The 21,089-nt window shown below is 39.2% G+C and carries 13 protein-coding genes; 10 read left to right on the forward strand and 3 right to left on the reverse strand.

Translation table 11 applies throughout. From position 1 onward, the window contains the following. Positions 1–13: 13 nt before the first annotated feature. The 3 genes from AC3ITD_RS06025 to AC3ITD_RS06035 are packed head-to-tail and all read left to right on the forward strand — an operon-like array spanning position 14 to position 4,845. Positions 14–1,216, forward strand: coding sequence for a DUF4374 domain-containing protein (locus tag AC3ITD_RS06025; protein WP_489364908.1), 1,203 nt, complete (start codon positions 14–16; stop codon positions 1,214–1,216). A gap of 15 nt (positions 1,217–1,231) precedes the next feature. Beyond that, positions 1,232–2,362 (forward strand): PepSY-associated TM helix domain-containing protein, encoded by a 1,131-nt coding sequence (locus AC3ITD_RS06030; RefSeq protein WP_265801570.1) that lies wholly within the window; start codon positions 1,232–1,234, stop codon positions 2,360–2,362. 26 nt (positions 2,363–2,388) lie between these two features. Then, positions 2,389–4,845 carry an outer membrane beta-barrel family protein gene (locus tag AC3ITD_RS06035; protein WP_489364910.1) on the forward strand — a complete coding sequence of 819 codons (2,457 nt, stop codon included), beginning with the start codon at positions 2,389–2,391 and terminating at the stop codon, positions 4,843–4,845. A 274-nt stretch (positions 4,846–5,119) separates the two neighbouring features. Here AC3ITD_RS06035 and AC3ITD_RS06040 read toward each other — a convergent pair whose 3' ends face one another. Beyond that, positions 5,120–5,362: a hypothetical protein gene (locus AC3ITD_RS06040; RefSeq protein WP_265801572.1), complete on the reverse strand. Its 243-nt coding sequence runs from the start codon at positions 5,360–5,362 to the stop codon at positions 5,120–5,122. A 158-nt stretch (positions 5,363–5,520) separates the two neighbouring features. On the opposite strand from AC3ITD_RS06040, the gene AC3ITD_RS06045 reads away from it, so the two are divergent. The 4 genes from AC3ITD_RS06045 to AC3ITD_RS06060 all read left to right on the forward strand — a co-directional run bounded on the left by AC3ITD_RS06045 (position 5,521) and on the right by AC3ITD_RS06060 (position 11,382). Next, entirely contained in the window at positions 5,521–5,943 is a 423-nt protein-coding gene (locus tag AC3ITD_RS06045; protein WP_265801574.1) for a hypothetical protein, read from the forward strand. A 22-nt stretch (positions 5,944–5,965) separates the two neighbouring features. Beyond that, complete coding sequence (locus AC3ITD_RS06050; protein ID WP_489364913.1) at positions 5,966–6,322, forward strand: hypothetical protein; 357 nt, start codon at positions 5,966–5,968, stop codon at positions 6,320–6,322. Between the two features lie 98 nt (positions 6,323–6,420). After that, a complete protein-coding gene (locus AC3ITD_RS06055) occupies positions 6,421–6,597 on the forward strand; it encodes a histone H1 (protein ID WP_265801582.1) in 177 nt (58 codons plus the stop codon). Positions 6,598–7,296: 699 nt separating this feature from the next. Beyond that, complete coding sequence (locus tag AC3ITD_RS06060) at positions 7,297–11,382, forward strand: hybrid sensor histidine kinase/response regulator transcription factor (RefSeq protein WP_489364915.1); 4,086 nt, start codon at positions 7,297–7,299, stop codon at positions 11,380–11,382. Between the two features lie 49 nt (positions 11,383–11,431). Here the strand turns inward: AC3ITD_RS06060 and AC3ITD_RS06065 are convergent, their stop codons facing one another. Together AC3ITD_RS06065 and AC3ITD_RS06070 are read right to left on the reverse strand one after the other, a co-directional pair. Then, positions 11,432–13,372, reverse strand: a complete 1,941-nt coding sequence (locus AC3ITD_RS06065; protein ID WP_489364917.1) for a RagB/SusD family nutrient uptake outer membrane protein — start codon at positions 13,370–13,372, stop codon at positions 11,432–11,434. A gap of 9 nt (positions 13,373–13,381) precedes the next feature. Further along, the gene (locus AC3ITD_RS06070) at positions 13,382–16,687 is read right to left on the reverse strand and encodes a SusC/RagA family TonB-linked outer membrane protein (protein WP_489364919.1); all 3,306 of its coding nucleotides are present in this window, start codon (positions 16,685–16,687) and stop codon (positions 13,382–13,384) included. A 622-nt stretch (positions 16,688–17,309) separates the two neighbouring features. On the opposite strand from AC3ITD_RS06070, the gene AC3ITD_RS06075 reads away from it, so the two are divergent. From AC3ITD_RS06075 to AC3ITD_RS06085, 3 genes are read left to right on the forward strand one after another with little or no spacing between them, the layout of a single operon-like run. Beyond that, positions 17,310–18,437 (forward strand): glycoside hydrolase family 88/105 protein, encoded by a 1,128-nt coding sequence (locus AC3ITD_RS06075; protein WP_489364921.1) that lies wholly within the window; start codon positions 17,310–17,312, stop codon positions 18,435–18,437. Between the two features lie 7 nt (positions 18,438–18,444). Further along, positions 18,445–19,692 carry a DUF2264 domain-containing protein gene (locus AC3ITD_RS06080; RefSeq protein ID WP_489364923.1) on the forward strand — a complete coding sequence of 416 codons (1,248 nt, stop codon included), beginning with the start codon at positions 18,445–18,447 and terminating at the stop codon, positions 19,690–19,692. A gap of 36 nt (positions 19,693–19,728) precedes the next feature. After that, on the forward strand, positions 19,729–20,853 hold the full coding sequence (locus AC3ITD_RS06085; protein ID WP_489364925.1) for a glycoside hydrolase family 43 protein: 1,125 nt from the start codon (positions 19,729–19,731) through the stop codon (positions 20,851–20,853). The last annotated feature ends 236 nt before the right edge of the window (positions 20,854–21,089 follow it).

Here is a 21,089-nt window from a genome sequence, read left to right on the forward strand (position 1 = left end):
AATTTTTTAAAAGATGAAAAAATATATAAGTAGTGCCATAAAGGCTATTGCGCTAGTATTATTGATTGTTGTTATCAACAGCTGTAAAAAGCCAGCAGGAGGTTCAGACCAAGGCGAAACTAAATATTCGGCAGTACTATGCATTGGTAGCTGGCCAAATACCGCTTATTACATTGCCGGCATAGGGTCGTTAACCAGCGGTACCATTAGTTTGGCTAATAACGGCGCCGAAATGACGGGTAAAGTTCATGCGCAAGATATTATCCAAAGGGATGGTTTTTATTATCACGCCAACGCATCCAGTGGAAAATTAGGCAAATATCACGTTGAAAATGGGGTGTTGGTAACCGATAAAGAAATTCCTTTTTCGTGGTTAGAGTGGAGCTCGTATGCTTGGGAAGATGCAAGTACTTTGGTCATCTTCGGGGTTGGCAATAATGAGGGGCGTTACGCTGTTGTTAACGTAGACAGAATGGCGATTAAAACGGGTAAACTAAGCCTCAAAAGCATTCCAACGGGTTTCGATGGTTACAACATCGGTTTCGCACAATACAGCGCTAACAAACTATATTTAGGTTATGGGTTTTCTTCGACAGATTTTACCAAATATCCTAACATGCCGGTATACCAGGAGTCGTTAGTAGCGATAATAGACTATGCAACCATGACGGTAGAAAAATCTCTGTCTGATACTCGTACTACTGGTTTAGGCGGTCCAAATGTATATGCGCCATCTTCATTTGTAGATGAGTTGGGCGATCTTTATTTTATCAGTGATCCGGTAAATAATTACGATTACAATTCTCCATCGGTAATGTACCGTATCAAAAGTGGAACCACAGTGATCGATCCAACTTACTTCTTCAATTTTTCTGCAGTTACTAATAACGAAATGGTGCCGGCAATGTGGTACATCGGTAATGGAAAAGCCATTGTGCGTTCAAGAATTGCAGGTCAATCTATCGATACCGACCATTATTTCTGTATAGTAGATGCTAGAAACGGGTCATTTATTAAAAAACTAAACTTACCTGTGGATAAAGGAGAACGGATGGTAAATGCCGTAATTGTTGAAGATGGAAAAGTTTTTATTGCAGTAAATTCTGCGGATAAAGATTACATCTGGCAGTACAATCCCGCAACCGATGAGCTTACCAAAGGGGTTGAGTTTATAGGAGGTATCGATTACATCCTGAGAATAGAAAAACTAAAATAATACCAGCAGCTTACAATGACATTTAAGAAGATTAATGCGTGGCTGCATTTATGGCTAGGGTTAGCATCTGGTATTGTTGTGTTTATACTCGGAATTACGGGCTGCATACTTGTTTTTAAGGTAGAAATTAACAAATATGCCTCACCTTGGACACGGGTAGAAATTCCTGAAGGCGGTAAAATGTTGCCACCTTCAGTACTTTACAAGGCGGTAGAAAAAGCGGTGCCCAATAGAGAAATAGAATCAGTTTGGTACCATGGCCAAGGAATGACCTCAAGGTTCAGGATTCATGAAATGGATTCTACCGTTTTTGTTAATCCATACAATGCAGAAGTTGTAGCTATTGGCCAGTTAAATGATTTTTTTCACTTTTTTGAAGACGGCCATTATTATTTGTGGTTGCCACAAAAAATTGGTCGTCAAGTAACAGGCTGGGGCACGTTTATATTTTTTCTACTGCTCATTAGCGGATTGATTTTATGGTGGCCCAAAAACCTGAAAAAAGCTAATGTTAATAAGAGCTTTAAAATTAAATGGAGCGGTAAGTTTAAGCGTGTAAATTACGATTTACACAACGTTTTAGGTTTCTACTCCATTATTGTTGCACTTATTTTAGCTTTTACCGGTTTAATTATGAGTTTTGCCTGGGTTAATGCTGGTGTATATTGGTTGGCTGGAGGAGATAGCACAGAGAAAAAAAGAATTGAAGCTGTTTCTGACACCACCACAAATCTTAAAACAAATATGTTAGAGCAGGTAAACAAGGCCTTTTACTTAGGAGTTTCCAAAATTGGCGAACATAATACAGATCAAATTATTGTCAACTTCCCCGAGAGCGCATCTGATGCACTTTACATCTGTGTTGATATGTATAAAGGTACCTGGCGTGATGTTTACCTAGATCAATATACCTTAAAAGAACTTCCAGCATCGAGAAATAGACTTAGAAATGAAGACCTCGCCGCTTGGATTAGACGCTCTAATTATGGCTTACACGTTGGCGAAATTGGCGGAACTACGACTAAAATAATCTACTTCATAGTTAGCTTAATTTGCGCCAGTTTGCCCGTTACCGGCTTTTACGTTTGGTGGGGCAAAAGGAAAAAATCAAAAAAGAAATTCAGCAGCTTAAGCGAACCCAATTAAGCGCTTATCAATTAAAATCATACAGAATGAAATGTACGTGTACTACAGCTAAATTGGCTGTCAAGGATATCTTTTTGCGCAAAATTTTAGGGTTTATTGCTTTATTGCTGTGGACACAAATTGCTGTTGCACAACAAGAGGGGCGTATTTTGGGAGTAGTAAAAACTACTTTGGGCAAACCCATAGAATATGCCTCGGTAGCCTTAAAGCAAAGCGATGATAAAATTTTTAAGGGCGTATTAACAGATTCTGTTGGTAAATTTTCGTTTGCAAATTTGCCAAACGGAACTTATAAATTGGTAATTTCTAGCATGGGTCATATCAACCAAACCTTACCTAACTTCCAGGTTAATGCTTCAAATAAGGTCTTTAATTTCTCAGATATTCAACTGGCGGATGATGCGAAACAATTAGCAGCGGTACAGGTTACTGGGCAAAGGAAAGTGATAGAGCAAAGTATGGATAAAATGACTTTAAACGTAGAGCATAGCATTTTAGCCGAAGGCAGTACAGCCTTAGAATTGTTGGAAAGAGCGCCAGGGGTGAAGGTAGATGGTGATGGTAACATTTCCCTAAAAGGAAGAAGTGGTGTAAACGTAATGATCAATGGCAAGCTGACCTATTTAAATGCAGCAGAACTGGCAATACTATTAAAAGCAACCAATTCTTCATCCATCTCTAAAATTGAAATCATCAACAGTCCGTCTGCTAAATTTGATGCTGCGGGTAATGTTGGGATGATCAACATTGTGATTAAGAAAAACCAAGCAAGAGGGTTTAACGGTTCCATCAATACAAATGCTGGCGCTGGTCGTAATGCAAGGTATGGCGGTGGATTTAACCTGAATTATCGTTCTGCAAAATTTAACATTTATGGTAATTATAACTACGCTTATCGTGGCGAAACCGAATACCTGGATTTTATCAGGCGTTTTGCCGATGGACAAGTTTCAAATTTTCGAACATCTACCCAGCGTACCGAAACCAATGAGCCACTAAATACCCATAATTTTCGTGCTGGTATCGATTATGAAATTGATAGCAGTCATGTTATTGGGCTTTTGGTGAACGGAAATTTAGGGAGCTATATCCACGATAGTGAAACCAGCAACCTGATTAGAAATAATCAGGGAACTTTGTTAAGTGATATGTTTACCCAAAACTACGATAAACAAAGCTGGGAGAGTTTAACCTACAACTTAAACTACTTGCATCGTTTTGGAAAAAAAGGTAGAGCGCTCTCTGCAGATTTAGACTTTGCGCCTAATCGTTTCAACTCTAATTTAAATTTGGATACCCGTTCCAAACCTAATACTGATTTTCCTGATGGAAATTTAGCCAGAAGACGCGGAACTGTGCCTGCTAAAACCGATGTTTATGTAGCTAAGTTTGATTACACCGACGTATTTAGCGAAGCTATAAAATGGGAAACTGGAGCAAAGAGTTCGTTCATCCAAGCGGATAATAATTTGGTATATCATCGGTTCATCAATAACAATTGGGAGTATGATGCAACGTCAAGTCATCATTTTAAATACAGAGAGCAAATTCATGCGGCTTACTTAAATGTGATGGCGGAGTTTGGAAAAACCTCAATACAAGCGGGTTTACGTGGCGAGTACACCAATACCAACGGAAATCAAATCACTGCCAATCAGGTTTTTGCAAGAGATTACTTTCAATTGTTTCCCAATGTGGCGGTAAACCAAAATATCAATGCCAACAACCAGGTTCAACTTTCTTATAGTCGTAGAATTGAAAGGCCAAATTATAGTTCCTTAAACCCTTTTCGTATGTTCAGAGACCCATCTTTATACTATGAAGGAAATCCATATCTAAAACCAGAACTAACACAAAACATTGTATTTAATTATGTATTCAAGAACAAGTTTACTACGTCTTTAAACTACAGCAGAACCAGTGATGTAATTACTTGGGTAACGGGACAGAATGATGCTGCAAATACGACTTTCGAAGCGCCAAAAAACCTCCCAAGTTTAGTGAATATGGGTGTGAGTTTTACCGCCCAGGTTGACTATTTCAAGTGGTGGTCGGCAACAAATTTTGTAAATGTTTTTCGTAACGAATACGATCTGCAAAATAGCAAGAACAAACAAACCAGCTTTAGTGCAAATACCCAGAATTCGTTTAAATTAGCTAAAGGTTTCGGCGCAGAGCTGAATGCTTTTTATAACTCAAAATCAGCTTATGGTATGATGATCGAGCAATCTTACTGGGCAGTTTCTGCCGCCTTGCAAAAAAGCATACTCAATGATAAAGGCAGTATCAAGTTAGCAGTGAATGATATTTTTCAGACCAATAACTTTAGAAATGATACCCGCTATGAAAATATCAATATGTACAGCAGAATTTGGATTGATAGCCGAAGAGCAATCCTTTCATTTACCTACAGGTTTGGAAAGCAGTTTGAAAATGGTGCCCGTAAAACAGCTAGCGATGACATTCAAGACAGGATAAAATAATCACAAAGGCTATGGGTATGAAGATCTTTTATTCGGGAAGCCAGTACATGGTGTAATCATCCGGGAATAGAGATAAAGAAAATTTCTGAAAAAAAATGCTGCTGATCTCTAAAAATCTAGCTTTAAATTTTGGTATTATGACCTTGATAAATTGATTTTTCTCAAAAAGGTATTAAGATATCGAAGAAGATAGTTGACAGAAAATTAGAAATTATTCCACTTTAATAATACTTGTTACTCTTATCCCGGGCATCCGGTCGAAAATATCCTGCATTTATTTTCTATGGTTTGCCCAGCAAATAACACTACTTTGTTGATGCCAAATGCCTTTGAGCGCTTTACCACGTTGTTGTACATTCCCTGATTTCTCATCAGCCGCCAGAGGAGTTTGGAAATCCAGTTTCTCTTTCGGAAAGCCTTTCATTTCATACATTCCAGGGGATTGAAATCTCCTGTTTCTCCTTTCATTTCCGGCTTTGTGAAGATCAGCTTTACTGCCGTTTTCCTGGCCGCTCATATTTTTTTACAGTCGAAGGCTTCAGTCTTTTCCGCTTTAAGCAGGCTACGGGCTTTCAGGACTATTCGCATTGGAAAAGGCCTGTGGGTGCGGGCAGTTTCCTGGATCAACTGCGTTTTGGTCGCTGAATATAATAACAATATATAAGTCTTTAATCTATGAATGAAGAGAATGTTGGGTATTTGCAGAATAATCTAAAATACCTGGGTTTTGGGGAGCAGCTGAATGCGGCGCTAAAAGAATCCATCGGAAAGGCTTTGCCTGAATTTAAATTTAAATTGGAGACGTCCGTTGTGATGGCCGATCCTGTTAATAAGGATAAGCCGGAATTAGCTGATAAGATATCTTATGCGCTGAACTTTTCAAAAAGTAAGGTGACTGATGTGTATTTCTTTAACAACTTTGAAGCGACTTTGCAAAAAGGAGGCGCTGTTGATGCGCTTTCGCAGGTCTTCTATATCAATAAGGGTAAGGGAGTAACCGCCAAGGAATCATTTAATCTCATTTCTGACCGTGCGGTCAATAAGGACGTAGTAAAGTGGGGAGAAAGCGAACCTGTGGCTAAAGCTGGACTTTGCTGAAAAAGTGGATGGGGGATATGTCATGAAGAACTTTGGCGAAAGTGCGGATTTGATCTCTCTGCACATAACCATTGACAGTTTTATGATCTCTGATCTTGAAAAGCTAGGTTTTAAGTATCAGTTAATGAAGTCATTGCAGCGTGGTAATGTGCATGAGGTTTCTTTTTTCAAGGTTGGCAGGGAAACAAAGGGATTTGTTGCTGCCTACCCACAGTATAAGACTTTGGACTTTTCTGACGCGGGTATGAAGTCGGTGTACAGCAAGGCTGTGGACCAGAAGGCAATGGCCAGTGAGGCAGTTGTCCAGGAGCCTGAAGTTGCTATGGAGACAAAAAGGGCAGGGGCAGATTGTCTTTGTATTAAGTTTTTGTTTTGTTGAGGCTTAGCAGGGGGCAAATGCCCCTGCTACTTGAGTTTGGCTAATTTTTTTGTGATTTAAGGGATTCTGATATATTTGCCGCTTAAATATCACTTATCATAGAAAAATATGCAAAAATTAGCGAGCTTGTAGCATCGGTTGAAGCTGATGCTGAAAAGTTCTACAACGCAGGTATCGCTGCTGTCGGAACGCGTGTTCGTAAAGGTATGCAGGATCTGAAAAACCTTGCTCAGGAAATCAGAGCTGAGGTCACAGAAAAGAAAAATACCAAGTAATCAATTAAGATTACTGTTTTGGGAATTATGCCCCAGTCCGGATTCGGATTGAGGCATAATTATTACGGTGGAAATTATATGGATTAAATCAATAAAAAAACCAAGATTGCCACAGAATTTTCATAAATTTTATTTTTGATTTTCACTTATTCCTTAACAATTTCCGCTGATCGTATTTAATAGGGGCATAGTGTCAGATATAAGATTGATGCTCAAGGAATCAATTAGATCAGCGTCAACTTTCATGTTTGACTATTAGCATCTTTCCATTTTCCAACCCCGTCCGACCGTAATCTAAACAATATCTTCAAATATATTTAGAGCTATTCAGTATCCAGCTAACATCCTCAAAATTAAAGCCGATGTCAGTAGAAACTACCAGCTAATACATTAGTCGGATTGTATTTAAGTAGTAAAAAATAGAGATATTTTTTGTATTATGCTCACATTTGTAATTGATCTGTCAAGAGGTGTTCTTAATTATTAGCAGATAATAAGTTTGTGCAAATCTAGCTAGGTTCGTTCTGTGCGCTATGAAATGCGCATGCTACAGGTACTTGTCATGACTATATTTTGAGCAGAAATCCATAAAAAAAAACTTCCTTATAATAACAAAAGATAGTTATTTTTGGTTTTTGCTTGACCTTTTCATCCTTTTGAAAAAAGGCAATTTCTATCCCAAATCACTAACCAAATGATATGCATCTTAAGCTGAAAAGGTACTTTTTGATTGTTTTGTTTTTCTTGATCGGCATACGGCTTTATGGCACAGAAAATCTACCGTTCTCTACCTTAGGCATCGAGAAGGGACTGTCTAATAATGCGGTAAGGGCAATTTTTAAAGATTCAAAAGGCTTTATGTGGTTTGGTACCCACGATGGTTTAAATAGGTATGATGGTTACGAGTTCAAAATTTTCAGGAATATTTTAGGAGATAAAAAATCTCTCCCACATAATTACATTTATAGCATTAGCGAAGACAGGGCGCATAACTTATGGATTGGCACTGGACAGGGAATTGGAATTTACAATCCATTGAATAATCATTTCACTGCTGCTTATTTTAAAAGACATTCCGATCGAGCCAGATTGGCAATAACTTCTCAGATCAATGAAATCATAGCAACTGGTAGTGGTGAAATGATTGTGGCTACGAACGGACTAGGGTTAATTGTAAAACCTGCCGCTCAAAACGAAGGGATACAAATTATGCTCAAATTAAAAGATGGGATGAGCACTGCAAATTATAATGTTCTTGATATTAAAATTGCCGGAAATAAAACAATTTACTTACTAATAGAGGGTGTTGGATTATGCGTTTACAAACAAAAAGCTAAACAGGTAGAAGTTTTAGAAACACTTTCGGTAATTACCCAGTGCATGGAAGTTGAAGACAACGAAAATTTGTTAATCAGTTCCAGCAAAGGCATTATTCGTTTAAATATTCTGTCACATCAGCAGCAGGCTTTAGGTGAAAACTTCGTTATTCCATCGAATGCAGAACTCATTTCGACCATGCATCTTGATAAACAGAAACAGCTGTGGCTAGGAACAAATGCTGATGGTTTGAAAGTTAAAACACAGGTAACTGGAGGTAAATATATATGGCCTTTAAGTGGCGCTATTCAAAATCAACTCATTCTAACAATTTATGAAGACGAGGTCGGTAGAAAATGGATCGGTACCTCGAAAGAAGGCGTAATTATTTTGGACTCGAAGAGCGCGAAATTTAAAACAATTTCTAGCAATCCACAGCTAAAAACAAGCTTAGTGAGCAATTTTGTTTCTGCTTTTTACGAAGAGAGAAATGGAAAGCTTTGGATTGGAACAGATGCAGGCGGTATCAGCATATGGAATCGTACTCAAAATACCTTCGGCAATCTCAAGTCTGTTCCACAAAATCCTTCATCGTTAAGTAGCAACGCAATTAGTGCTATTAAAGAAGATTACCTGGGAAATATTTGGGTGGCTACTTATGGTGGCGGTATTAATAAAGCTATTGGGGATACTCGTTATTTTAAACACTATAAATGCATCAACCAGTTTACAGGAAAGGAAAATGAAAATGTTTGGCAATTGTTAGAGGGGCATAATAAAGTGTTTTGGGCTACAACTTTTTCTCACGGAACACTGTATTTTTTAAATAGGAATAAAGATCGTTTTGAAGTCTTTGATCGAAATCTAAACGAAAATCTGCTATCACTTAAAGAAGATCGCAACTATAATCTTTGGGGTGGCAACGCATCAGCGCTTATTAAAATTGATAGTACCAAAAAGAAACATGAATATTATGATATTGGCAAACCGGTTCGGGTGATTTTTGAAGATCGCTTTGGCAATTTCTGGATTGGTTCTGAAGGGGGCGGGCTCTTGCTCTTCGACCGGAAAAAGAAAAAAATAGTGAAACGATTTTCTACCTCGGATGGGCTTTCCAATAATTCTGTGATCGGCATCGTAGAAACCGAGGGCAGTTTGTGGTTAAGCACCTTTAGCGGGCTTTCCAAATTCGACATCAAAAAGCAAACATTTTCGAATTTTTATCAGGACGACGGACTTCAGAGTAATCAGTTTCTTGATAATTCCTCCTTAAAATTGCGATCTGGAGAATTGGTGTTTGGAGGCTTGCGGGGCTTTAGTATTTTTCATCCCGATAGTAACAAAGTTACTGCCACAGCTGCTCCAATCGTTATCACAGCCATCCGGATTAACAATACGGCGGTTTCACCAGGGAATGCTATAGTAGCCGGAATGAGATATGGTGAGATAGAAAAGCTCGAAATTCCCTACAACGAAGGGTTGGCTGTTGATTTTGCGGCGCTTGAATACAGTGTTCCAGGGAAAATATCTTACGCTTATTTTATGGAAGGTTGGGATAGAGGATGGAGTACTGCAGGCAAATTGAGAACAGCAACCTACACTAAACTGGCAGATGGAGATTATCGTTTGAGAATCAAATCGACCAATGCTGACGGCGCCTGGTCCCCCACAGAAAAAGTAATTCTTGTTACCATTTTACCGCCCTGGTACCGCTCATGGTGGGCGTTTTCATTTTATGTAATTCTTGCTGTTGTTACAGGATATTTATTTTTACGTTATCAAAAGCATCAGTCATTTTTGCGGTATCAGGTGGAGCTTGCTAACTTAAGGGTAGAGCAGGAAAAGGAGCTTAGTGAAAATAAACTTACTTTCTTTACCAATATTTCACATGAGTTTAGAACTCCTTTAACGCTGATTATTAACCCTATAAAGGAATTTTTAAATAGTAAAGATAGTTATGTAGACCCTAAAGAACTGATTATAGTTTACAGAAATGCCCGAAGACTTTTATCATTGGTTGATCAACTATTGTCTTTCAGGAAATCGGAAACTCAAAATATTAAAGTGTCGCAGTTTGATATTGTTGCTTTTAGCAGAGAAATTTTTACTTCTTTTAGCCAACAAGCAAAATCTAAACGAATAGCCTATTCATTTATTGCCGCTGAAGAGGAGGTTTATATTTTTGGAGATCGGGAGAAATTGGAAATTGTGTTGTTTAACCTCCTTGCTAACGCTTTTAAATTTACACCAAATGGCGGCAGTATCACTTTATCAGCCCTTTTGGAACATGATTATGTAGTTGTAAAAGTGATTGATACGGGTACAGGTATTTCAAAAGAAGCGGGGTCAAAAATTTTTGAAAGATTTTATCAAGACTCAAAACAACATGCCAGCAGTGGTTTTGGCATTGGACTTTTTTTAGTTAAAAAATTAATAGATGCCCATCACGGAACAGTTACTTACCAAAGTACGCCTGGCGAAGGAACCGAATTAATATTTAGCTTGTTGTTGGGATCTTCACATTTTACACCCGAAGAAATTGTAGAAATTGCTCCACCGCCTGTTACTAACAATACAACTTTTAATAGTTACAGTTTAACGTTAACAGAAAATGATCAACCAAATGAGGATCATTTACCAGCGAAGGCTGGTACATTTGATCCCACTACCGAAAAGAAAGCGATCCTGATTGTGGAGGACAGTGCCGATATCAGAAATTATGTGAAAAAGATTTTTACGAATGACTATTTGGTTTATGAGGCGGAAAATGGAACCGAAGGCTTTACTCTAGTGAAAAAATATGTGCCCGATATTGTAATTACCGATGTGGTAATGAATGGGGGGGATGGCCTGGATTTATGTACAAACATTAAATCAAACCCTGAACTAAGCCATATTCCAGTAATCATATTAACATCCAGTTCATCATCAGAAATTAAACTTAAAGGAATTGAACAGGGGGCTGATGATTTTATTACCAAGCCTTTTGATCAGGACATTTTGATTGCCCGTGTAGTAAACTTATTAAAAAGTAGAAATGCGCTTCAACAATATTTTTTGAATGAAATCACCCTTAAAGCGGATGATTTTAAGATCTCCACTGAATATAAGGAGTTTTTAGAACGATGTATTTCCATTACAGAAAAACATTTAGATAACCCTGGTTTTAGTGTGAAAACCCTAGCGGATGAGCTTGCAACTTCTCCATCTCTACTTTATAAGAAAGTTAAGGCCATCTCTGGGAAAACAACGAACGAATTTATCAGATATATCAGGTTAAGAAAAGCTGCCCAACTGTTAATTAATTCTGATTATAATATCAATCAAACTGCCATTCATTGTGGTTTTAACGATATAAAATATTTTAGGGAGCAGTTTAACAAGGTTTTCGGAATGCGGCCATCGGATTATATTAAAAAGTATAGAACCAACCTTTCATCAAAGCATAGGGTAATCCGGAATTTTTAAATCTAACTAAGTAAAAAGGGCGAATCTAATTGGATTCGCCCTTTTTTTGCTAGTTTTTGTCTTCATCTGCAACGGCGTCCTGCCAGGTCTGCCACAGCTCTATGCCTGCATTGTAACCGCTGTAGCCTGGATTTTGGCTTAATCTTGCCCCTCCGTTTGAGTTTATTGCACTCTGTGGAATTGGCCAGTTAATGTTTTTTGGTGCCATCGTGTATGAGCGACTTCTTACCGTAACTTTTCCTTTGTTGTAGAAATCACTGTAGCGTTCAATTCTTTGAAACCAGTAACTGTTTTGTGCCAGGTTTGCCACAGTATAGGTAGTTCCGCGTTCATCCGGTTTTCCGCTCATGGCCAAACAATATGAAACCCTGCTCATTTCGGTAAACCTCCATTCTTCCATGTTGAGTTCGCGGGCACGTTCATCCATGATGTCTCCAATATTCACAGTGGTATACAATTGCGTACATTGAGCACGTCGGCGAATAGTATTTACATCAGCAGTTGCACCGGCAATGTCACCAGCATAAAATTTAGCTTCGGCCCGCAAAAGGTACGTTTCTGCCAGGCGATAGCAATACCAATCGCCTGCACCACCCCTGTGGTTGGCCTCATTTGCATTTTGTGTTTCCAGCGGATCTTCAACATAGTATTTATAATGTGGCCATTCGAAGTAGGTTCTGATCGTATCGTTTGATAATAAGGTCCCTGTTGTACTACGCAAACGCACATTCTGACCAAACCATGTCGCGTTAGTAGGGTCATTATATTTTAATGATTCTGGCGAGACCCAATTGCCTACAACAGTATTGTGCCTCAAATCTCCCGCATCATTTACACCGTTTACATACCAAACCGCTTTTTGAGCATAATACGTTGGTCTGATATGACCAATCCCTCTTCCATGTGCATGTGTATAATCATATTGCGCCCGGTAATTAGCGTTCGATGTAGCAAAATATCGAAGTGCTTGCCTGCCATCTGGCGAGGTAACTCCCGTACCATCCATTAACGGCAACCAGTTTCTCATGGTATTCATTTTAATACCCATATCGGTAGCATTACGATTAAGCATCACCAAAATGTTTTCTTTGTTAGCATTAATGGCTTTGTTTTCTGGTCGGTGTAAATCCCAAACCACATTTCTGGTTACTGGCCATGTAGCCGAATATGGACTAACAAAGTTTCCAAAGGTATTTGTCATCAATGAATAACCAGAGCTGTTTATTAAAATATCTGCCTGTTGAATCGCTTTATCATATTGACCGGTAGCCAGGTAACATTTAATTAGCAACTGGCGGCATGCACCTTTATTAACTAAACCAATTAAATTTGTTTGTGCCTGATCTGGAACCCATGCGACCGCCTGCTCCATATCTGCAGTAATCATTTGCAAAATCGCTTCTCTTTTTGTAGAACGATAGTTTATTTTTGGAATTTGAAGAATCTTTGTTACCAGCGGAACATCCTTGAATTCGAAACATAATGCCAGATATCGGAATGAGCGATGAAAAAGCGCTCTTCCACGATACTGATTTTTAGTGTTTTCATCCAAACCCTCCACATTTCCTATAAAACTAAGGATGGTATTGGCATATTTGATTCCGTTGTAACTCTCATTCCAGAAATATGGAACTCGTTCGGGTAAGTCTGTTGGCGTTAACCTGGTTGCGATATCGGCAAAAATATTTCCATCATCAGTCTTCGCCGCTACGGCCACATCAGAGAACATATATTCAGTGCTAATCGGGAGACTTAAATCAGTGTATTCAAAGTAGGTCCAGTATGATCTTAAATGCCTGTCGCAAATGGCCATTGCCGCATCCAGACCACTTTTGGTAGAAAATGTTTTTCCTGGCTCGTACAGAGAAAGTGGATCAGGGTCCAAATAAGAGCGTTTACATGCTGGAAAAACCGTCACGCCTATCGTAAGCAACAAAGACAATTTAGTAATGTTGCGAGCTATTTTTGATTGTAATATATTCTTTTTCATCGGTTTCATCTAAAAAGTAACGTTTAATCCGAATGTGTAAATTCTTGGCGCGATGCCTCTATTTGCTTCACTTGCGCTAAAAGTTTCAATATCCCAGTAATCCCAGTCTTTATCTTTAGCCCATACAGCTACGTTCCTTACAGTAGCGTAAAGTTTAACTTTCTCCAGCGCCAGTTGCGATGCCCATTTTTGAGGAACAGTGTAACCCAGGGTAACATTTTCCAACCTGATGAAAGATCTGTCGAAAAGTCGACCAGGTGAATTGACACCGCTTGGCCCCTTTGCATCTAAACGGGCAAACTCTGTTGAAGGATTTTCTAAAGTCCAGTATTCTTTCTGATAAGCATTGGCCAGGTTGGTCACCAGAGAGCTTCCGTTATCTTGATTTAAATAAGCACCACTTAAGCTTTTATGTCCCCAATACGAATACATATTAAAGGAGAAGTTAAAATTTTTATAAGTAAAATCGTTACGCATTGACCACATAATTGGTGGCGCCGTTTGACCCAAAAATTCTTTGTCATTATCATTGTACACCGGAGTGGTGGTGCCATTGGCGTTTACAATATCATCGCCGGTGAAATTATTGGCCACTTTTGGATCACCGGGGCGTTGGTTGTAACGTGCGGCCTCGGTTGCTTCGTTTGCTTGCCAGATTCCGGTAACGCGGTAGTTCCAGATTGCGCCGATCGGCTGCCCGATGAACCAACCATTACCAATATCATCACGTTCTTTTGTGCCGGTTACGTTACCTTGGGCATCGAGGATATTGTCGTAAACGTAATATAAGTGTTTAATGGTGTTTTTATATTTAGAAAAACCAAGAGTAGTGCTCCAGCTAAAATTGCTGTTTTTAATGTTTAAGGAGTTAAGACTGATCTCAAAACCTCTGTTCTCTACCTTACCCAGGTTGGTGGTAATGCTTCCAAAACCGGTAAAACCAGGCAAACTTCGGTTCATAATCATATCCACTGTAGGGGTAATATAGTAATCCATCGAAGCTGTTAACCTGTCTTCAAAGAAGACCAGGTCTAAACCAACGTTAAAAGATTCTGTTTTTTCCCAATGTAGATCAGGGTTAGCCAAGCGGCCAACGGTTAAATAGCGGTATTGAATTAAGTTCCCGTTATTATCTAAATATCCGGTCGTAGCACCAACGCCAGCACCTAAATTTGCCAAAGCAAGGTAGGGGTCGTCAAGCTGACGGTTTCCGTTTTGACCCCACGAAAGTCTTAATTTCCCGTTATTTAAGGGTTTCCAGTTAAAAAACTTTTCGTTGGTGAACGTCCAGGCGAATGCTGTAGAAAAGAAATTTGCTCTTGGGTTTGAAGTTCCAAATGCAGAATACCCATCTCTTCTGATTGAAGTGGTGAGCATGTATCGGTCATCGTAAGAATAAAATAGACGTCCAAGTAAGCCATCAGCGGTTTCTTTTACGTCGTTAGAATCGTAGCTACTTCTATTCTTATCTCCATAAAATGTTTCATGAAATCCCAAAGCATCACTAGGAAGGATATTTCTTGCTTCGATTCTATCCAGCCACGATTGTTTTTTTTCAGCTTCCTGAACCAGTGTTACGCTAAAACGATGTTTTTGACCGAAAGTATGTTCCCAGCTTAAGGTGTTATTTAACGACCAATCGTAACGTTGAGTTTGCTCACGATTTACTAAACCATTCGTTGTTCTCCAATCGGGATGGCTGGCAGATTCCCAGTAGCGATCGTGAAAAAATTGATAGCGAGGTGAGCCATTGAAGGAGTAATTGATATTAAATGGAAGCTTAACCTTGGCTGTTAAAATGGTATTGAACACGGTATAACCTTTATCTAAATCCCTAAAATCCCGATCAAAATCATAATTATATCCATAATTGTTAACCATATTATCACCCATAGGATGTACCAAAAGATTTCCGTTGGCATCTTGATAACTGGCATAAGGGGCATTATTGATGATTTGTCTTCCCCAATCAACTGCTAAATCTCCATCAGTACGGTTTTGAAAGTTGACGTTGGCACCAATTTCCAGCCAATCTGTAATCTTACCTTCAACTTTTAAGTTGGAGCGGATAGCTCTATAATTATTGCCAACAACCACACCCTCATTTTGCAGGTAACCCATAGAAAGGTAATAGTTCATTTTTTCGCTGGCGCCTGAAACACTTAGGTTGTAGTCCTGGTTTTTCCCAGTTCTGAAACTATGGTCGTACCAATCGAATGTTTGTCCGCCAAGAAAATTATTTAAAGCGGTGCCTTGCAACAATAGTCGTTTGGCCCATATCTCATTGTCTGATGCGGATCCATTTCCATTAGCAGTATATGCTTTCCATTGAGCCAGGTTAATGCCATATCTGCTTAGGTTTTCTTGAGTTGGATTATCATAATATCCAGGCTGTGTTCTAAAAGTAGATTGATAAGCTTCATAATTTCCTGTAGTTGGGTTTACGCCATAAGTTGGGGAGGTATACCAATCTTCACGGTATTTCATGTAACCATCACCATCAAAAACATCGCGGTTGGCGCCCATAGTTGCCAAAGCGAAGTTGGTAGAAAATGTTATTCTTGGTTTACCAGTTTTACCTTTTTTCGTGGTAATGATTAATACACCGTTAGCTGATTTAGCCCCGTAAACCGCAGCAGCCGAAGCATCTTTTAAAACGTCAATGGCTTCAATGTCATCGGGGTTAATTTCAGAAAGTTCACCATAGAATAATGCGCCATCTAAAACCAACAATGGATCGTTATGCCCACCAGCGGTATAAACAGATCTTTGCCCTCTAATTTGAATAGAACCTCCGCCTTTGGCAGATGCATCAAAACCTACAGTGACACCTGGCGTACCACGAAGAATATCCTGTGTAGTATTTGGGTTTTGGTCGGCAATTTTATCAGGCCTAATTTGCGTGATTGCCCCCGTTAGATCTTTCTTTTTCATCGTACCGTAGCCAATTACTACCACATCGTTTAAGTTTTGGGTGTCTTCGCTAATGCTAACTTCTAAGCTGTTTGTAGCTGGGACCGGAACTGTTTTGGTTACATAACCAACAAAAGAAATTACGATCACATCTGTACTGCGCACCTGTATTTGAAATTTTCCCTGCGCATCGGTACTGGTTCCCGCAGTTCCGTTTTGAACTTTAACAACTACACCCGGTAGTAATTCGCCGTTCTTGGCATCTTTTATAGTTCCGGTGAGTGTTTTGTTTTGAGCGAGGCCAATACCTGGAAAGGAAGTGAGCAACACAAAACATAGAAACAAATTAAACAGGATTTTAAACTCCCGCTTCTCTCTAAATTTTAAGTAATAATTAGTCATATTTATTTGGTTAGGATCTACTTTAAGGGAATAGATTCCGGTAAATAATGGATTGAAAAGTTGAATCACCTGTTATACTAGTCCTGGATAACAAGCATCAGATTATTTTTAACTATCATCCGTAATAGGGGTCTGTGGCATGTTGATTCTGTTATATCTGGTTAGGATAAAGTAAGTGGTATTTTATATTAGATAGGAGGGACATATCCGCATAAATGAGGGGATAAATTGCCAGAAGCCCCATTGAACGAAACTAATAAAATACGAACTTTCTGCTACTGGTAAAATAAGACACTTAAAGATATTGACATACTTACGTCATAAAATCATACATCTAATAAGGGTACTGAGAGCTTAAAAATCCCTCGTGTGTTCGGAAATGTTCAGGAACACTAGCTATCAATCGCTAAAGCAAAAGTGCTATGTTCGCTTATTTATAAATTGTCCATTCAAAAAATCAAATTTACCCCCTTTTTTTTAAGTAAATTATTTCTCTATTTTGACATATGCAAAGAACTTCCGATCTGATGGGGCTCTAATGATTTAAGATAAAGATGAGACAGAGATCTCAAATTGAGTAATAGAAAAGCTTGATAACCAAATAAAATGATCAACCAAAACAATGAGAAAAAATAAAACCATCAAGCTGATTTTGTTCCAGGTACTTTTTGCATTTTCATTTACCCATGCCCAGGAAAGTGAAGCTGTTCTTGCTCAAATAAATCTGGCAAATCATTATTGGCAATCCAATAACAAACCGCAGGTAAGGGCATTTTGGGACCACGCGGCCTACCACACAGGGAACATGGAAATTTATCAACTCACCAAAAATGAAACTTACAGGAAGTATTCGGAAGATTGGGCTAACCATAACAATTGGATGGGTGCCAAGTCAACTGATAAATCTCAATGGAAATATACATACGGTGAGAAAGACGATTATGTCCTTTTCGGCGACTGGCAAATCTGTTTTCAAACCTATATCGATTTATACAATATTCAACCTGATGAACATAAAATAGCCCGGGCGAAAGAGGTAATGGGCTATCAAATAAATACGGATAAAAATGATTACTGGTGGTGGGCCGATGGATTGTATATGGTGATGCCGGTAATGACCAAACTTTATAAGCTTACCGGAGATAAAAAATACCTGGAAAAACTCCATGAGTATCTCACTTATTCCAACAGTATCATGTACGATAAGCAGGCGAGGCTTTACTATCGTGATGCCAAATATGTATATCCAAAACATAAATCGAGCAATGGCGGAAAGGATTTCTGGGCCCGAGGGGATGGATGGGTTTTCGCTGGATTAGCAAAGGTGCTTAAAGACTTACCTAAAAATGATCCTCACCGGAAGGAATATCTTAAAATTTATAAAAGTATGGCCACCGCTATTCTTAATTCGCAACAAAAGGAGGGCTATTGGACCAGAAGTATACTTGATCCACAACATGCACCAGGACCAGAAACCAGTGGAACCGCATTTTTTACTTACGGCTTATTTTGGGGCATAAATAACGGGATTTTAAAAGAAAAACAATTTCTACCATCAGCTAAATTAGCATGGAATTATCTCTCTCAAACTGCGCTTCAAAAGGACGGAAGGGTTGGTTTCGTACAGCCAATAGGAGAAAAAGCTATCCCGGGGCAAATTGTTGATGCAAACTCTACTGCAAATTTTGGAGTAGGCGCATTTTTACTTGCTGGCTGTGAATATTATCGTTTTCTAACCAAACACAAATAAATTTTCCATGACTATAAAAAGTAAATACCTGATTTTGCTCGTCCTGAGCATGATGACTTCCATCACTTTTGCGCAAAAGAAAACCAGAATTAAACAAAACCAAGTGCTTAGCGACCGTCAGTTTTGGTTGGCCCAGATGGATAAGATGGTTCGGCCTGTAATCCATAATCTGGCAAAAGACAGTTTACGTATTGCCATGCCGCAGGTAACTTCCATCCATGTCGATAACAAGGCAAATCGGATTAAAGTTCAATATGTTGAGGTTTTAGGTCGCGTATTAAGTGGAATTGCACCCTGGCTACAGCTAGAAGGGGGGAGCAAGCAAGAAGTTGAACTCAGAAATCAATATCGGGAATGGGCCTTGCAAGGAGTGAAAAATGCTTTAGACTCTAATGCCAAGGATTTTATGAATTTTGATATTGGCGGGCAACAACTTGTAGATGCTTCGTATTTGGCCATTGCATTTACCCGGGCGCCATGGCTTTGGGAAAATCTAGATAAAAAAAATCAGTCGTTATTGGTTAAATCAATCGCAACAACGCGAAGGTTTAAACCAGTATTTTCTAACTGGCTCCTTTTTTCTGCAATGAACGAAGCTTTTATGGCCAGGTTCGGCTTTGATTGGGATCCGATGCGTGTTGATTATGCACTACAGCAGATGGAACAATGGTACACTGGCGACGGTATGTACACAGACGGAACAAGTTTCGCTTTTGATTATTACAACAGCTATGTCATTCATCCTTATCTGGCAGAGATTGCCGATATCATTGGTAAAAAGACCAACGCTTACAATGCGATGTTCGAGAAAATTCGCAAGCGAAATGAGCGTTACGCCATTATACAGGAGCGATTAATTAATGCAGATGGAAGTTATCCTGCTACGGGTCGATCTATTATTTATCGTGGTGCAGCTTTTCATCATCTGGCCGATGTTGCGCTAAGAAAGGCATTGCCGAAACAGCTTAGTCCTGCGCAAGTTAGAGGTGCATTAACTGCGGTTATCAAGAAAACTCTAGAAAGCCCAACGACCTACAAAGCAGGCTGGTTAACTATCGGATTGTATGGAGCACAGCCTTCGTTGGGCGATTTTTATAATAATCAAGGTAGCCCTTACATTGCAACAAACATATTTCTTCCATTAGGATTATCAGAAAATGATCCCTTTTGGGCAAGTCCTGCAGAAAAATGGTCGGCACAAAAGATTTGGGGTGGAGAAGACTTTCAGAATGACCATAGTGCGAGTTTAAAGTAAATACAAATTTAGAAACATCCAAATCCAAACTTCCTCATGCTTTTAAACTTAAAAAAGGTATTTACCATTTTTTTGGTATTATTCCTGCCCCTGATTTTCCACCATGCATTTGCGCAACAGCGATATAATAACTTCAAGCCAGGCAAAATCTGGGAAGATAACAAGGGGAAACACATCAACGCACACGGTGGTGGGATTACCGAAATTGATGGCGTTTACTATTGGTATGGAGAGCATAAGGTGGCAGGAAATATTGGAAATACCGCGCAGGTAGGCGTTCATTGCTATTCTTCAAAAGATCTGTACAATTGGAAAGATGAGGGCATAGCCTTAAAAGTTTCTGATGATCTATCCAGCGACATTGCTAAGGGGTGTATTTTGGAGCGGCCCAAAGTTGTGTTCAATAAAAGAACGAAGAAGTTTGTAATGTGGTTCCATCTGGAGTTGTTAGGTAAAGGCTACGAAGCTGCTAGAGCTGGTGTGGCCATTGCTGATCGAGCATCAGGTCCCTTTCTGTTCGCGAGAAGTTATCGTCCCAATCCAAACAAGCTTCCTGTTTACCCTAATGCAGAATCACAAAAGCAGGCGGTTAACTGTAGCAGTCCTGCCAATAAAAGCGATGGGTTTTTCTGTCGGGATATGCCGGGAGGCCAAATGGCCAGAGATATGACGGTTTATGTAGATGATGATGGCAAAGCTTACCATATTTTTTCTTCGGAAGAAAATTTTACCCTTCATCTTGCCGAATTAAGTGATGATTATCTCTCGCATACCGGTAAGTTTATCAGAATTTATATCGGACAACAAACCGAAGCACCGGCTTTATTTAAAAAAGACGGTAAATATTATATGGTGGGATCGGGTTGTACCGGTTGGGCGCCAAATCCTGCCAGGTGGTTTGTTGCGGATAGCATTTGGGGACCGTGGAAATACATGGGGAACCCTTGTATAGGTGAAGGTTCAGCTTTAACCTTTGGCGGGCAGAGTACGCACATTTTCAAAGCGCCAGGTACGAAAAACCAATTTATTTTTATGGCTGATCAATGGACACCTAAAAATCCGATAGATGGAAAATATCTTTGGTTGCCTATCGATTTTAATGAAGGGAAAATGGAAATTTCGTGGAATGATAGGTGGGATCTGTCGGTTTGGAAAAAATAATATCAGGATCTATTTAGGGCGTAAATATTATGAAATAGGATTTATCCCCTGTTATATGCCAAATTACCCCTTACATCCCAGGCGTTTTATCATTTTATTTGTGGCATAAGTTAAAGGAAAGCGTAGGCAAAAAGCCCGTCAACTTTAGGCTTTGAGAATAACCTTTTCTTTATCGTGAACCTTAACCAGCAAATATAAACCAATTTCCAGATCATGTTTGGAGATAAGATTGAATA

The sequence above is a fragment of the Pedobacter sp. KH_004 genome (assembly GCF_057840755.1).

Coding starts and splice junctions, on each gene's coding strand:
- AC3ITD_RS06070 (WP_489364919.1), bottom strand. CDS start 16,687: ATGACTAATTATTACTTAAAATTTAGAGAGAAGCGGGAGTTTAAAATC.
- AC3ITD_RS06025 (WP_489364908.1), top strand. CDS start 14: ATGAAAAAATATATAAGTAGTGCCATAAAGGCTATTGCGCTAGTATTA.
- AC3ITD_RS06075 (WP_489364921.1), top strand. CDS start 17,310: ATGAGAAAAAATAAAACCATCAAGCTGATTTTGTTCCAGGTACTTTTT.
- AC3ITD_RS06050 (WP_489364913.1), top strand. CDS start 5,966: ATGAAGAACTTTGGCGAAAGTGCGGATTTGATCTCTCTGCACATAACC.
- AC3ITD_RS06085 (WP_489364925.1), top strand. CDS start 19,729: ATGCTTTTAAACTTAAAAAAGGTATTTACCATTTTTTTGGTATTATTC.
- AC3ITD_RS06060 (WP_489364915.1), top strand. CDS start 7,297: ATGCATCTTAAGCTGAAAAGGTACTTTTTGATTGTTTTGTTTTTCTTG.
- AC3ITD_RS06030 (WP_265801570.1), top strand. CDS start 1,232: ATGACATTTAAGAAGATTAATGCGTGGCTGCATTTATGGCTAGGGTTA.
- AC3ITD_RS06045 (WP_265801574.1), top strand. CDS start 5,521: ATGAATGAAGAGAATGTTGGGTATTTGCAGAATAATCTAAAATACCTG.
- AC3ITD_RS06040 (WP_265801572.1), bottom strand. CDS start 5,362: ATGAGCGGCCAGGAAAACGGCAGTAAAGCTGATCTTCACAAAGCCGGA.
- AC3ITD_RS06080 (WP_489364923.1), top strand. CDS start 18,445: ATGACTATAAAAAGTAAATACCTGATTTTGCTCGTCCTGAGCATGATG.
- AC3ITD_RS06065 (WP_489364917.1), bottom strand. CDS start 13,372: ATGAAAAAGAATATATTACAATCAAAAATAGCTCGCAACATTACTAAA.
- AC3ITD_RS06035 (WP_489364910.1), top strand. CDS start 2,389: ATGAAATGTACGTGTACTACAGCTAAATTGGCTGTCAAGGATATCTTT.